Consider the following 14700-nt stretch of genomic DNA (forward strand, 5'->3'; position numbering starts at 1 on the left):
TTAAACTACTGTTTAACTTCAATATCATGCCAAACACCTAGATTTCAATAGACCCATCAGTTTCCGTTGAATCATACTTGAGTTAAACCAGTGATGACTTGACCTGAATGTATTCTGCAATGTCATTGTAGTCAATTCGAGCTATGATGTATTGTGTTAATGTACACCTCAAGAATACTGTAACATGCTTGGAAAAGCCTTATGAGCAAAACAACTCAAGAAAATCCAGCAGTCGAAAATTCGGTGACTGACACTGTGTCAAATACATCAAAAGCGCGTACGCGTACACGCCAAACAACAGACACAGCTGCTTCGTCTACAGCCCCAACGACTAAAACAACTCGTACACGTGCAGCTTCTTCGCCTCGCAAAAAAGCAACACCTCGTACAACGAAAACTGAATCTACAACTCAAACTTCTGTCCTACAGGAAAAAATTATGAGTCAAAACACTACTCGCCGCGTTGCAATTATTGGTGGTAACCGTATTCCATTCGCTCGTTCAAATGGTGCTTATTTCACTGCATCTAACATGGATATGTTTACCGCAGCATTAAATGGTCTTGTGGAACGTTATAATCTTCAAGGTCAACGCTTAGGTGAAGTTGTTGCAGGTGCGGTGTTAAAACATAGCCGTGACTTTAACATGACTCGTGAATGCGTTTTAGATACGGCTTTAGCACCAGAAACCCCAGCTTATGACCTGCAACAGGCGTGTGGAACGGGTTTACAAGCGGCTTTCCAAGTGGCAAACAAAATCGCTCTAGGTCAAATTGAAGTTGGGATTGCTGGCGGTGTTGACACCACTTCAGATGCGCCAATTGCATTTGGTGATGGTTTACGTAAAGCACTTCTTGAACTAAATATTGCTAAAACAGGTAAAGACCGCTTAAAAGCATTAACCAAAATTAACCTGAAAGATTTGATGGATGCACCCAAAAATGGTGAGCCACGTACAGGCCTATCCATGGGTGACCATCAGGCGATTACCGCTTTAGAATGGGGTATTTCTCGTGAAGCTCAAGATGAGCTTGCTGCATCTTCACATCAAAAAATGGCGCAAGCCTATGAAGAAGGCTTCTTCGATGATTTGATCACGCCATTCTTGGGTTTACAGCGCGACAATAACTTACGTGCTGACTCGACCGCAGAGAAACTTGCGAAGCTTAAGCCAGTCTTTGGTAAAGGTGATGCCCGCACCATGACTGCGGGGAACTCAACGCCATTAACTGATGGTGCATCTTGTGTGTTACTTGCATCTGAAGAATGGGCGCAAGCTAATGGTCACGAAGTATTGGCTTATCTCAGCTTTACCGAAACTGCTGCTGTAGATTTCATTGGTAAAAATGGACCTAAAGAAGGTTTGTTGATGGCTCCTGCTTATGCGGTACCACGTATGCTTGAACGTGCTGGCATTACTCTGCAAGATTTCGATTATTACGAAATTCATGAAGCCTTTGCATCACAAGTGCTCTCTACTTTAAAAGCATGGGAAGATCCGCAATTCTGTAAAGAGCGCTTGGGCTTGGCAGCACCTTTAGGTTCAATTGATCGAACAAAACTCAACGTTAAAGGTTCTTCTTTAGCTGCGGGCCATCCATTTGCAGCAACGGGTGGTCGTATTTTAGCTACAGCAGCAAAATTGATTAACCAAAAAGGTTCAGGTCGCGTACTCATTTCGATCTGTGCGGCTGGTGGACAAGGCGTCACAGCAATTGTAGAAAAATAATTGATCTCATTCCTGTAAAAAAGCACTTCTTCGGAGGTGCTTTTTTATAACCGAACTCCTCTTCACGATAAAGCTTTCAGCATCTTTCTACCCCCCTATGCGTTGGCAATCACCTTAAACTATTTGTGTCTATTTTTACGCTGTATATACACACCAAAGACAATGCGTGCCCATAAAATACAACTGATTACCGCAAAAATAATGACGATGGAATGCTCATCCTGTATGAAATATTGCCAAAAAATATGAAACCCGTGGGATACCTGCAATCCTATACTCACCACCAGTAATGCCCAAATAAAACAGGCCAGCAAATTAATCAGCATATAGCGAAAAACAGGATATTTTTGGATGCCAATACTAATCGGAATAACTGTTCTTAAGCCCCAAGCAAAACGCATCAATAAAATACTCAGCGTAGGATATCTCTCAAGTAAGTAGGTGGCTTGCTGAAATTTTTGATTGAGTTTTGGGTGTCGGCTAATGAACTGATGGCCATACCTGACCCCAATCTGATAATAAAACTGATCGCCGATAAAGCCCCCGATCATGGCGGAAATCATAAGCCACCAAAAATTAAGCACATGTTGATGCACGGCATAAGCCCCGAGCAAAACAACGGTTTCTCCCTCAAAGAATGCACCCAACATGACGGCAAAATAGCCATAGTGTTGTAAAACATAACCCCAATCAAGCATAGTAAATATCCTATGTTGATGAAAAGATTGCTGAAGTGTAAATATGCTTTTCAGCGTCGATTGCTCAAATTCAATTTTATTCTAATCTGGATCGTACAAGAACGATGTCAATAATTGTGCAATTGGATCAATCATAATAAAAAAGCCACAACGATGTGTGGCTTTAGGGTGCTTAGGATTGGTGCGCAGGCGCATAACCTAAACGCATTTCAATATGGTCATAACACCACTGAAAGATAAAGGTATACACCAAAATACACATGGTCAGACTAAAATCCAGTAAAATTGCCTGCAAAATGGTCATATTCATCGCATAGGCAACCATAGGAATGGTGGCAAGCATTAATCCGCCTTCAAAACCAATCGCATGTAAAATCCGAATACCCACCGTACGTTTCAATTGATGGCGTTGTTCAAATTTTTCAAAGAAATGGTTAAAGATCATATTCCAAATTACGGAAGTGACTGCCATGGCGATTCCAAGGCTACCCGTGACCTCCATCGGCATATTAAAAATAAAACTTAAGGCAATCGCTATGATGACCAACAGGATGATCTCATAACTTAACGCATGAACAATCCTTCTCTTGGAAATCAACATTTAAAGCTACTCTTCTCTTCATTTTCGATATTTGCTATTTTATTTTTAATATTTTGATTAATCGAGTCAGGTTCTTTCAGTTTAATTGAAAGATAAAGCCTGCAGCTTTTTTTATTGACCTAAGCAAAAAACAGACCAATGAATATCAACCAAGACCAACTCATAATTTTTCAGACTGTTATTGAAACAGGTTCTTTTTCAGCTGCTGCGCGTAAACTCGGGAAAGTTCCCTCAGCCATTAGCATGTCAATTGCCAATCTAGAAATTGACCTAAACATCCAACTTTTTAAACGGCAAGGACGTGAACCCACACCAACAGCACAAGCCATGACCTTGTATGAAAAGACACAGCAACTGCTGATTGAAATGAACCAATGGAAACAGCATGCCTCTGCCTTATCTCAAGGTCTGGAGTCGAGTTTAAATATTGTGGTGGTTTCGGAGTTATTACATACCCATTGGACCGACTACATTCTTTTGTTAGAACAACGCTTCCCTGAACTACAAATCAATATTTTTTCTGCCCCCCAAGAAGATGCACTACAAATGTTACTGGATCAGTCTGCTCAACTGGCACTCATGTTTGAACGAGAACAACTGCAAAGCGGGGAACAGTTTGTAGAGCTGAAGCGCGAAGTACTCATAGCCGTCGCCTCCCGTCAGCATGCCTTGGCACAGTATGCTCAGATCAGTTATGAACAAGTCTTACAAAGTCGGCAAATTGTGGTCGCCAGTCGAGATCGCAGCCTAAAGCCTGAACTTCTATTTTCTAAAAACTACTGGCGTACCGATAACCATCATTCTGCCTGTGCCATGATTTTGCAAAACTTGGGTTGGGGGGTTTTACCTTTAGAAATGTTAAATGAAAATCCATCTTTAAAAGAGCAACTGAAGATACTCAATTTCCAAGATTTCTCTCCAAAATTTGAATATTACGTCGATTTAGTCTGGAGTCGGGAAAGCCAATTAGGGGCTGCTGCTCATTTTTTAATTAATCATATTCGTAATGGCAAAAAAAGTTTGAATTAAGTTTATCAGACACTGAGTTTTCTCTTGGGCTATGCAGAGATTGTGGTATAACTAAATCACGGGTACAACTTTTAAGAAATAGATTTCAATGACAGAAAATGCGTTAAACCAATTAAAAAAGATGACAACTATCGTTGCTGACAGTAGTGACTTAACTGCGATTGAAAAATTTCGCCCGCTGGATGCGACGACTAACCCTTCTTTAATTACTGCTGCGGCAAATCAACCTGAAAACAAAGTTTTAATTGAAGCTGCCTATGCGCAAGCCAAACACGAAGGCTATGTTTCAGATGAATTGATTGAACGTACGATTGATATTTTGACCGTCAAATTTGGGGTAGAAATCTTAAAACTAATTGATGGCCGAGTATCGACTGAAGTCGATGCTTCTTTATCGTATGACACTGAGGCAACCATTGCAAAGGCTAAAGAGTTACTAGCACTTTATAAAGCCTATGGCATCGATCAAAACCGTATCTTAATTAAGATTGCTTCAACTTGGGAAGGCATTCAAGCAGCTCAAGTACTGGAAGCGGAAGGGATTCACTGCAATTTAACTTTATTATTCGGTTTACATCAGGCCCGTGCTTGCGCAGATGCAAAAGTTACTTTGATTTCACCTTTTGTAGGTCGAATTCTAGACTGGTATAAAAAAGCAGAGAATGTACAAAACTATCCAATTGAGAAAGATCCAGGGGTCTTATCCGTTAAACACATTTATCAATACTATAAACAGCATCAAGTTAAAACCGAGATTATGGGAGCAAGTTTCCGTAGTATTGATCAAGTACTTGGTTTAGCGGGCTGTGACTTATTGACGGTATCGCCTGGTCTACTGGCTGAATTAGAGCTTGATACTCGCGAAGTTCAGCTTCAGCTCGATGCAAGTCAAGTGGCTATAAGTTCAGAACCAGCTACGGCTATTGATAAAGCAACCTTTAAACATGAATTGGAACATGACCTGATGGCCTTCCAGTTGTTACAAGGCGGTATCGATGGCTTTATTAAAGCCCGTGAACAGCTAAATAGTTTATTACGTCAAGCCTTTGGTTTAGATGCAGAAATCACAGCCTAAATTTACGCACCAAAGCTGTGCCAATCTTAAGCCCATTTTGTTACACTAGCAAAATGGGCTTTTTAATCACGAGTATATTGTGTTTGGTATTACGGATCTCAGTACCTATATTATAGGCACTATCTTAATTGTCATTTTGCCTGGTCCAAACTCATTATATGTCATGTCCATCGCCTCGCGCTTTGGTACACGTGTGGGCTATCTGGCCGCTTTGGGGGTATTCACTGGCGATCTGATTCTGATTCTCTGTACCATTTTTGGTGCAGCGTCTCTATTGCACAGCTTTCCGTGGCTATTTACCATTTTAAAAGTGGTCGGTGCAACCTATTTATCCTATTTAGGTGGGCGACTTATTCTTGCCAGTATCCATACTTGGCGAGGGACAACGGCTCAACAACTTGCAAGTTCGACTGATAATACCACCTATAAAGATGCACAGCCTTATCGTACTGCATTGACCATTAGTATTCTGAATCCTAAAGCCATTTTATTCTACCTGTCCTTCTTTGTGCAGTTTGTAGACCCTAGTTATGCTTATCCCGCAATTAGCTTTACCTTACTGTCTATAATTCTTCAAATTATTAGCATGCTATACCTAAGCATCCTCATTTTCTCTGGGGTTCGTTTTGCGGCTTATTTTAACCAACGCTACCGCCTTACTTCGGTTGCGGTCGGATTGGTTGGTTGCGCATTTTTAGGTTTTGGCATGAAACTGGCTTTTTCTACCCTGTAGTTGAATAAATTTCAGCAAATCTCGTAAAAACGTGAATTATCATTTATTTTTTAGATGGTCACTTTTCCAAGATATAGGTTAGGCGTATGATGCAAGACCTACACTTAACCCTTTGGTCAAATAGAATAAGTACGGATACATGCAAAAACTCATTCAAGATTTTTCTATTCCCGCAGTCTTCGCTGGTTTCATTACGTTCTTAATTGGTATCAGTGTTTCCGCAGTACTTGTGATTCAAGCTGCTCAAATTCTCGGGGCAAACACTGAGCAAATTACCTCATGGTTTTGGGCTTTGGGACTCGGCATTGGACTGGCTGGCATGATCTTATCCTGGAAACTAAAATATCCAGTTTCCACCTCATGGTCCACCGCAGGACTCGCACTTATTATTGCAACTGGCAGTGGTTATAGTTTAAATGAAGCCATTGGCGCATTTTTAGTTTGTGGCCTCATTACAGCCATTTTGGGTTATGTGGGTATTTTCGAAAAGGTGTTAACCCTTATTCCACAAAGTTTAACCAGCGCCATGCTTGCAGGTGTACTGCTAAAATTTGGGATTGAATTATTTGCCAGCCTGAAAACAGATTGGGGATTCATCCTCTCTTTATTAGCGGTTTATATTGTTTCGAAAAAACTTACTCCACGCTATTGCATCGTAGTGACGGTTATTGCCGCTGTTGTGCTTTGTCCATTATTTATGGATTTTCAAACCCCAACTATACAATGGAGCATGGCCCAACCGGTTTGGATGATGCCTGACTTTAGCTGGTCGGCCATTTTGGGACTGGCATTACCCTTATTTGTCATCAACATGGCTTCACAATATCTACCGGGTATTGCCATGATCAAAAGCTATGGCTACCAACCGCATGTCAATCAATTGATTGGCGGGACTGGACTTATTCAAACCCTGCTTGCCCCTTTTGGCTGCTACAGCGTGAATATTGCAGCCATTAGTGCCGCAGTCAGCCTAGATGACCAAGTGCATCCTGATCCTAATAAACGTTATATCGCAGGCATCAGTTGCGGCTTTTTCTATATCTTGATGGGCTTATTTGCGGCCACACTAACCAGCTTATTAATGTCTTTCCCGCATATTTTCATTGTTGCACTGGCAGGTATAGCGCTATTCGGAACCATTAGCCACAACATTGCATTGGCTTTTCATGAAGTATCTGACCGCGAAGCAGCACTGATGACATTTTTGTTTAGTGCCTCTGGGGTACAATTTTTTGGTATCGGCTCTGCATTTTGGGGCTTACTATTTGGTTTTGCCGTTTCATTTATTCTAAAATTAAAACTTAAAAAATAATCCCACGACAGCATAAAAGCATGTCTGCATGAACATGCTTTTATCGCTTCAAGCACAATTGCTGACCTAGTTAGGCATGCCCGATTGTATTTGAAAAAACATTCATTACAATTACACCGCCAACTATCATGGCAATCCCAATTAAGGCTGGCACATCCAAAATTTGCTTAAAAACAAAGAATCCTACCAGTGCAGTTAACACTATTCCGACGCCACCCCAAATCGCATAAGCGATTCCTAATGGGATGGTTTTAATGACTTGAGACAACAAATAAAAAGAAATCACATAAAAGAGCACAACCAATAGGCTCGGTCCTAATTTGGTAAAACCTGCCGATTTGACTAAAAATGCCGAGCCTGTCACTTCTGAAATAATGGCCAAAGCCAACATGAGATAGGCCAATAACATTGCATTCATATGCTGTTTCCCCGAATCACTTTCCGCGTGCAGCTTAACAGCTCAGATCGGCTAAATATATGATCATTCTGAATTTACAGCCTTAACCCACTATAAAAATGAATAAATTGTAAGGTCTGAGCAAATGTTGCTTGGCTGGCATTGAGTCGCATAAAGAATTGATATTCATGGATTAAAAGCTCTGTACTTTCGGGATAGAATACGGCCGTGACAGGCACATTCTGCTGCTTTAATGCTTGGACAAAAGGAATGGACTGACTTTCTGTAAGAAAATCTTTATTACCGCCACTAATCAATACTGGTGGAAAATTGTGCGTTAAATGCTGGCTCGGTGAAATCTCTGTAAGAAATGCAGCATCATTTTTACGCTCCCCAATATAGGCTTGAACCAGACTATCAATCCCCCATTCTATAATTTTACGTTCATCGGGTGCTGTCAAAACAAAGGAGGCCATATCGTAAATGCCACAATGCAAAATGAGTCCTTTTAATTGCTGCATTTGAATTGTAGGAACAAAAGCAGACTGTCGTGCAAAATCTTGATTGGTAAGTAAGGCTGCATAATGACTGGCCAAATTCGCCCCTGCCGAATCCCCTGCTAAATACAGTTGATTGGCATCTATGTGATAAGTTTCGGCATGTTCATCAATGAACTTCAGTGCCTGATTGATCTGTAATAACTGTTCTGGATATTGTACTTCTGGGGCAAATTGATACTCGACCGAAACCACATTAAAACCTTGTGCTGCAAGCAGTTTAAAATAGCCTCGCGCATGTTCCTTAGAACCCGACACCCAACCACCACCATGAATCCAGACCACTGTAGGGCGTGCGCCTAATTCAGCAATATATTCGGGTTGATAGAGATCTAAAGTCAGTTTTGGCTCCGACAAATACATCACATTCGAGTGAATCAAAACACCTGTTGGAGCATGCCGATCTAATAATTTTTGCTGAATTTGTGTAGCATGATTAAACGTCTTTGCTATCACTTGGTCACTGGTCGGTGTATGTTGACATCCCGTTAAGACCAATATTCCTATACACAACATCATCAACATGGTTCTGAGCATAGACTGTTCCCAACATTTTATGGATAAGGTTCAGGTGAGTTTTAAAAGTTCATTCATTTCATCAATTTCACTATAGTGTAGTACATGATTAACCGCTCTATGAAAATGCATTCACACTATTCAATATCAACAAAAAATTGATCTAAGAATTCCTAGAAAAACACTCAACTTTAAGCAGCGAAACATTTATGCCTCTAGCATAAAAAATAACTTTAATTTTATGAATTTACGCTATTTTTTTCATTTTACAAATTGAACCTAGACAAACAATGTGCTATCAATGAGTGAGTAGCAATAATGATAAACAACAGGAGTAAATCCGATGTCTTACAAACATATTCTCGTTCCAGTAGACGGCTCTGCAATTTCTTTTTCCGCAGTAAAACAAGCCGCAATTATTGCGAAGGCTTTCGGTAGTGAACTCACTTTAATTAGTCTCGTTGCTGAAGATCCATTTACAGAAGTCGACTTCTATTATTCTTCTGCAATTATGAAAGAATATTTTGTCCAAGCTTATGCCAATGCTGAAAAAGCCTTAAAAGAAGCATTGCCTATTGCTGAAGCTGAAGGCATTGAACCCACTACTCAAATTATCAAAGGACAAGTCTCTGCTGAAGGTGTAGTTAAGGCTGCAGAAGAGAAGAAATCCGATTTAATTGTGATGGGTTCACATGGTCGCAAAGGTTTCCAGAAATTCTTACTTGGCAGTTTCGCACAGGATGTATTACGCGGTACCCACTTACCTGTTTTAATCGTAAAAGAATAATTGAGCATGTGAACACCCACTGATGTGGGTGTTGCTTCTATCTCTTTAAATTTCTATCACATTATAAATTTTTACCTTATTTGACCATTCTCGAAGGTGTTCACTCATGACTTATCAACATATTTTAGTACCTGTCGATGAATCTCCTATTTCTTATACCGCTGTAGAACAAGCCCTTTCTTTAGCAAAACTTCTTAATTGTAGAGTGACCGTCATGTGTGTGGTTGCAGTCGATCCTTTTGTTGGGGTCGATTTCTATAAAGTTGCACCGGCTATTACCGATTACTTTATGCAAGCGGAAGAAAATGCACAGAAACGTTTGGCAGACATTAAGCAATCTTTTGATCGTGATCAAATTGAAGTCGACACCAAAGTGATTCGTGGCGTATCAGCAGCGGATGGTATTATCCAAATTGCGGATGAAGTAAGTGCTGACCTAATTATTATGGGTTCTCATGGGCGTACAGGCTTTAAAAAGCTGATGCTCGGTAGCGTTGCTCAAGCCGTCCTCACTCAGTCACCAATTCCGGTTTTAATTGTAAAAGTCTAAGCTTTAAAAGTTTAAGCAGCAAAAAATCCCTCGAAATCGAGGGATTTTTTATGAATATGTTTTTCCAATTCAATCCGTAATGCTTCTTTTTTCAGGCATACGGCTTCACATCTTTATTTACTCATCTGAATCGCACGTGCCATCACATCTTGTGGCACTTGATCTGTAAATACTACAGCTAGTGCTTTCTCATTTTTTGGCATTTTTTCTGTAGTCGCTTCTAACACTGCGTTAATATCTTCTGGTTTAAAGCTATACATTGCACCAGTTGCAGGGTCTACAGCTAACAAGCCAATTAAGCCACCAAAAATAATATTACCGAAGTACCAACCACTAATAGTGCCCTTAACGACAACTGTTTTTGGTGCAAATCCATCTTTACTGAAAGTCACTTGGTATTCTGCTGGCTTAAAATAACCTGACCCTTTCTTAAGGGTGACAGTTGTAGGCGTTTGCCCAACATGCACACTTTGCCCTTTACTATTTTTAATTTCAATTCTTGCCGACTCTGGAACACTGGTAAATGTAAGTGTTTGAGTCGAACCCTTAATAATACTTGCACAGCCTGTCATTAGCATTGTTGTAGAAATCATAGAAGCAACCAATAACTTTTTCATTTTTATCACTCTTTAAAAAATCGCAGAGAATGTAACAGAAAGTTAAAAAATTATGAATAAAATGTGCAACCAATCAGTTTAATTGATCAAATTTGTGACAGGTACATCAAAAAAATATTCTTTCCTGTAAAGAACTCCAAATTAAATGCCATTCCCGCCCTTTTTAATACTTTTTCTCCCCCATAAAAAAAGGCTATTCCTCATTTCTGAGAAATAGCCTGATCTTCATGTAAATTGTGAATTATTTAAATTAAATACTCAGCATGCTGTTTAGGGTTTCGACCACATTTTTCGATTTCACGTGTGGTTTTAACGCTTCTAGTGTTGCCAATACCGTTGCACGTTGTGGCTCGGCCAAGGTATACCAGCGTGATAAGACTTGTAATAAACGAGAACCCAAAATTGGATTTTTCTCATCTAAATATTTGGCTAAGTCGACAAAATGTTGAACTCCATAACTCCACGTATTTACTGGATTATTGCTTAAACCACCACTCACGGCACGAATACGGTTCGGTGTACCCAAATCATAATCAGGATGTTGAATTAGACTTTGAATCGTCTCCGCTGTCGCATTTGGGTGCGAAGCTTGAACCATAAACCACTGATCCAGAGACAGTGCTTCATCTTTAAAGCGGGTATAGAAATCTTCTAGTGCTGCTTTGGCTTGAGGTGCATCATTCCATACCAGTGTACGTAAAGCCCCTAAACGCTCAGACATGTTTCGTGTTGTCGTATATTGCGTATACGCCAGTTCAAATGCCTCTGCATCCCCTTGACGTGCCAGCATACTTAACATGATGTTCTTTAATGCACGTACCCCCATGGCTTGAGAAAACTCTTTCTGCATGTCTGGGTCTAAACTTAAATAGGTCTCTTTGCAGAATCCACCTAATTCACGGGCCAAAGTATTCAGCAACGCATTACGCTTTGCTTGAATTTCAACAGGATTATAATGTTCATCAATACGGCTACCTAAGTAACCTTCGCTTGGCACATCAAATAAACGAGAAGCCAATAATGGATCTTTTTCGACCAAGTCTGGCAAAGTCTTTTGAATCGCTTCTACATAAATAGCTGCATCATGGTCATTTAATAGCACACGCTCCAATAAGGTTTGCGTGGCTTGCCATTGGTTAAAGCCATTGGTTTCGTATTGAATTAAGAACGCCAACTCTTGGTCTGAATAGTTGAAATCTAAATTGACTGGTGCAGAGAAGTTACGCAACAGTGAAACCACAGGTTTTGCAGTTACCCCTGTAAATTCAATAGTGACCTGATCTTGTTCAAACAGATAGACACCATCTTTTACACCACTTTCAAATAGTGCTTCCGATTGTAAAGTGTATTGCTCGCCAGTTTCAGCATTAAACAATGCCAATGCGACTGGAATTGGCACGGCTTTTAAGTTTGGATATTTGGCATGTGCCTTTAAACTTTGTTTAAAGCTTAAACGATAAGTTTGTGCAGCGGCATCATATTCCCCAACGGCTTCCAGTTTTGGCGTGCCAGGTTGGTTATACCATGTTAGGAAGTTAGACAAATCAACGCCTGAACCTGCCGTTAAGGCCGCAACCCAATCTTCAACAGTTACCGCTTGCCCATCATGACGGCGGAAATATTCATCTGTCCCTTGACGGAATTTTTCTTTGCCGAGTAAAGTCGACATCATGCGGTTAATTTCCGCACCTTTCTCATACACAGTAGTTGTGTAAAAGTTATTAATTTCCACGAAATGGTCAGGACGCGGTGGATGCGACAATGGGCCTGAATCTTCAGGGAATTGATGCGCCTTTAATACCGCAACATCATCAATGCGCTGTACTGCTGCTGACTGTAAATCTTCCGAGAAAGATTGATCACGGAATACCGTCAAACCTTCTTTTAAACACAATTGGAACCAATCACGACAAGTAATACGGTTGCCTGTCCAGTTATGGAAATATTCATGCGCAATCACCGACTGCACACGCATAATGGCCGCATCGGTCGTGTATTCTTCATCAGCAAGCACACAAGAGGTATTAAAAATATTTAAGCCTTTATTTTCCATAGCTCCCATATTGAACTGGCTTACCGCGACAATCATATAATTATCGAGATCGTATGGACGGCCATAATGTTCCTCATCCCAACGCATAGAATGCTTCAAGGCTTCCATCGCAATGTGGCATTTTGGAATATCTTTCTCAATCGCATAAATTTCTAAGGCAACGTCACGACCTTCTGAAGTCGTATACCGGTCTTTCAATACCGCCAAATTTCCAATCACGCAGGCGAAAAGATAACTTGGTTTTTTAGTCGGGTCTTGCCAAATGGCATAGTGACGGTTTTCACCAGTCTCCCCTGTTTCTAAAAGGTTACCATTGGCCAAAAGTACTGGGTATTTCTTGTCTGCTTCTACACGTGTCGTAAAGACCGCCAAAACGTCTGGACGGTCTGGATAAAACGTAATTTTACGAAAACCCTCTGGCTCATTCTGGGTAACAAATAGATCACCCGCCTGATATAAACCTTCCAGCATGGTATTTGATTCTGGATGAATTACCACTGAAGTGTCTAAAATGACTTCATTTGGTGCATGCTGAATCACCAATTGCTCACTATCCAAGGTATAGTCACTTTCAGTGAGCAATTGACCATTCATCTTGATAGATTTAAGTTCGAGGTCACGGCCTAATAATACCAACTCACCTTCAGTCTGACGCTTCATCACCAGCGTGGCATCAACATTGGTATGATCCGAATACACCTGAATATCCAAATTGATTGAATCTACAAGAAAGACGGGCTTTTGATAGTCTTTTAAATACACTGTCTGGTCTGCTTCAACCACTGGATTTGCCGCAATATTCATATCATTTCCTATTTGTCTTTTCAGCATCAATAGCTCAGCCGCTTTGTAGCAACTACATCAGCAGCTATAGCATCTTTGCCTTTATTTACCTTTCAATATGGGTGTTTATTTTCTGCATTTCAATCATATTTGCGCATAATTTTCAGGAGATGTATTTTATTTATACGCTTTTTCCTCTCGTTATGCGTAGGTCGGCTGAAGATGAAAATACAACACCTGATTTACAGCATTGGACTGTCAAGTTTGGCATCGGTTGCAATTGCCGAGCCAAGTATTGAATATCTCGAATGCCTACAGTCTGAAACATCAGCTCATTTTGTTTTAGTGGCTGCGACAGAACATTCTCCCCACCTGAAACTGATGTATTACCCGTATTTAAAACCGATCGCCTTGCACTATATAAAAACTGAAGTAGTTGAAATGGCAGAAGGTCGTCCCTTTGAGCAGCACATATTTTACAATGAAAAAAATGGCAAACAGAACACTGGACAATATGAAGTGATTCAGCAAGGTGCACGTATTTATGCTGTGATCTACACCGCCCAGCAATCTGGTAAAGTCACCAATTTTCAAAATTACTTAACAGATGAACAAAGGTACAGGGTCAATCAACTACTGATTCCTCATAAACTCCAATGTATTTCATGATTCCCCCCAAAATTCGCCTACAACGTGTTACCCAACCATAGCCAGCATGACAGTTTTCTGCTTTTATTTTTAAACTGGCTAGAATTTGTGCACGTTTTTTGCTTGTCTCTAGATGTGCAAAGCGCACTTTAAAATGAGTTCAAATAAAAATTGAGGTGCAAGATGAACATTAAAGAACATGTGATACGCGCTGCAAATATTAAAATCATGCAAACTCTAGATCGTGCAGGCATAGACCACAAAGTAATTGCCACGTTTATGAGCTGCGAAGGCATTCAAATGCAATCTCATGAGGTGAGTAGTGTCCTGAACCAATATGATGCCTTAGGCATTAAAAAGCTCCCTTCCAAAAAAATCAAAGCCTTATTAAATGCCAAACAACTCGGAGAAGATGACGAAAGCTTACCCTGCCCAGCAGCCTATTAACACCCCATTCTAGAATCACAATCCAGAGCTATCCTTCGATAGCTCTTTTCATTGACTAAGATAATTTTTCAAAATTACAGCAAAGCTCAGCAGAATTGCACAACAGTTGGACGCGGCATCTCAGCCAAAGGGTGTATAATCATCACATTGAGATTATTTTATTGTCGAC

General features: G+C 40.4%; 15 protein-coding genes. 9 read left to right on the forward strand and 6 right to left on the reverse strand.

Translation table 11 applies throughout. The annotated features are described in order from the left end of the window. Positions 1 to 201: 201 nt before the first annotated feature. The gene (locus AC6CHI_RS12045; protein WP_498121518.1) at positions 202 to 1728 is read left to right on the forward strand and encodes an acetyl-CoA C-acetyltransferase; all 1527 of its coding nucleotides are present in this window, start codon (positions 202 to 204) and stop codon (positions 1726 to 1728) included. A gap of 119 nt (positions 1729 to 1847) precedes the next feature. Here AC6CHI_RS12045 and AC6CHI_RS12050 read toward each other — a convergent pair whose 3' ends face one another. Together AC6CHI_RS12050 and aceI are read right to left on the reverse strand one after the other, a co-directional pair. Next, entirely contained in the window at positions 1848 to 2426 is a 579-nt protein-coding gene (locus tag AC6CHI_RS12050; protein ID WP_498121520.1) for a DedA family protein, read from the reverse strand. Positions 2427 to 2598: 172 nt separating this feature from the next. Next, the gene (aceI, locus tag AC6CHI_RS12055) at positions 2599 to 3027 is read right to left on the reverse strand and encodes a chlorhexidine efflux PACE transporter AceI (RefSeq protein WP_498121522.1); all 429 of its coding nucleotides are present in this window, start codon (positions 3025 to 3027) and stop codon (positions 2599 to 2601) included. 138 nt (positions 3028 to 3165) lie between these two features. Between aceI and aceR the strand changes: the two genes are divergently transcribed. From aceR to AC6CHI_RS12075, 4 genes are all read left to right on the forward strand, one after another. Next, positions 3166 to 4056, forward strand: coding sequence for an HTH-type transcriptional regulator AceR (aceR, locus tag AC6CHI_RS12060; protein WP_498121524.1), 891 nt, complete (start codon positions 3166 to 3168; stop codon positions 4054 to 4056). An 88-nt stretch (positions 4057 to 4144) separates the two neighbouring features. Next, positions 4145 to 5131 carry a transaldolase gene (gene tal / locus AC6CHI_RS12065; protein ID WP_498121526.1) on the forward strand — a complete coding sequence of 329 codons (987 nt, stop codon included), beginning with the start codon at positions 4145 to 4147 and terminating at the stop codon, positions 5129 to 5131. A 79-nt stretch (positions 5132 to 5210) separates the two neighbouring features. Then, the gene (gene leuE / locus AC6CHI_RS12070; RefSeq protein WP_498121528.1) at positions 5211 to 5864 is read left to right on the forward strand and encodes a leucine efflux protein LeuE; all 654 of its coding nucleotides are present in this window, start codon (positions 5211 to 5213) and stop codon (positions 5862 to 5864) included. A gap of 139 nt (positions 5865 to 6003) precedes the next feature. Then, positions 6004 to 7176: a benzoate/H(+) symporter BenE family transporter gene (locus AC6CHI_RS12075; RefSeq protein ID WP_498121530.1), complete on the forward strand. Its 1173-nt coding sequence runs from the start codon at positions 6004 to 6006 to the stop codon at positions 7174 to 7176. A 70-nt stretch (positions 7177 to 7246) separates the two neighbouring features. On the opposite strand, the gene AC6CHI_RS12080 is transcribed toward AC6CHI_RS12075, so the two are convergent. Further along, positions 7247 to 7594, reverse strand: a complete 348-nt coding sequence (locus AC6CHI_RS12080) for a DMT family transporter (protein WP_458892767.1) — start codon at positions 7592 to 7594, stop codon at positions 7247 to 7249. Positions 7595 to 7668: 74 nt separating this feature from the next. Then, complete coding sequence (locus AC6CHI_RS12085) at positions 7669 to 8667, reverse strand: alpha/beta hydrolase (protein WP_498121532.1); 999 nt, start codon at positions 8665 to 8667, stop codon at positions 7669 to 7671. 322 nt (positions 8668 to 8989) lie between these two features. Between AC6CHI_RS12085 and AC6CHI_RS12090 the strand changes: the two genes are divergently transcribed. Both AC6CHI_RS12090 and AC6CHI_RS12095 read left to right on the forward strand, forming a co-directional pair. After that, positions 8990 to 9433 (forward strand): universal stress protein, encoded by a 444-nt coding sequence (locus AC6CHI_RS12090; RefSeq protein WP_458892769.1) that lies wholly within the window; start codon positions 8990 to 8992, stop codon positions 9431 to 9433. A 106-nt stretch (positions 9434 to 9539) separates the two neighbouring features. Beyond that, a complete protein-coding gene (locus AC6CHI_RS12095) occupies positions 9540 to 9983 on the forward strand; it encodes a universal stress protein (RefSeq protein WP_498121534.1) in 444 nt (147 codons plus the stop codon). Positions 9984 to 10096: 113 nt separating this feature from the next. Here the strand turns inward: AC6CHI_RS12095 and AC6CHI_RS12100 are convergent, their stop codons facing one another. Further along, positions 10097 to 10600, reverse strand: coding sequence for a peptidase associated/transthyretin-like domain-containing protein (locus AC6CHI_RS12100; RefSeq protein ID WP_458892771.1), 504 nt, complete (start codon positions 10598 to 10600; stop codon positions 10097 to 10099). A gap of 250 nt (positions 10601 to 10850) precedes the next feature. Continuing rightward, a complete protein-coding gene (pepN, locus tag AC6CHI_RS12105; protein ID WP_498121536.1) occupies positions 10851 to 13457 on the reverse strand; it encodes an aminopeptidase N in 2607 nt (868 codons plus the stop codon). A 201-nt stretch (positions 13458 to 13658) separates the two neighbouring features. Between pepN and AC6CHI_RS12110 the strand changes: the two genes are divergently transcribed. Together AC6CHI_RS12110 and AC6CHI_RS12115 are read left to right on the forward strand one after the other, a co-directional pair. Beyond that, positions 13659 to 14105, forward strand: a complete 447-nt coding sequence (locus AC6CHI_RS12110) for a hypothetical protein (protein WP_498121538.1) — start codon at positions 13659 to 13661, stop codon at positions 14103 to 14105. A gap of 162 nt (positions 14106 to 14267) precedes the next feature. Next, positions 14268 to 14531: a hypothetical protein gene (locus AC6CHI_RS12115; RefSeq protein ID WP_458892774.1), complete on the forward strand. Its 264-nt coding sequence runs from the start codon at positions 14268 to 14270 to the stop codon at positions 14529 to 14531. Positions 14532 to 14700: the final 169 nt, after the last annotated feature.

It is taken from the genome of Acinetobacter sp. GQ146, assembly GCF_059758585.1.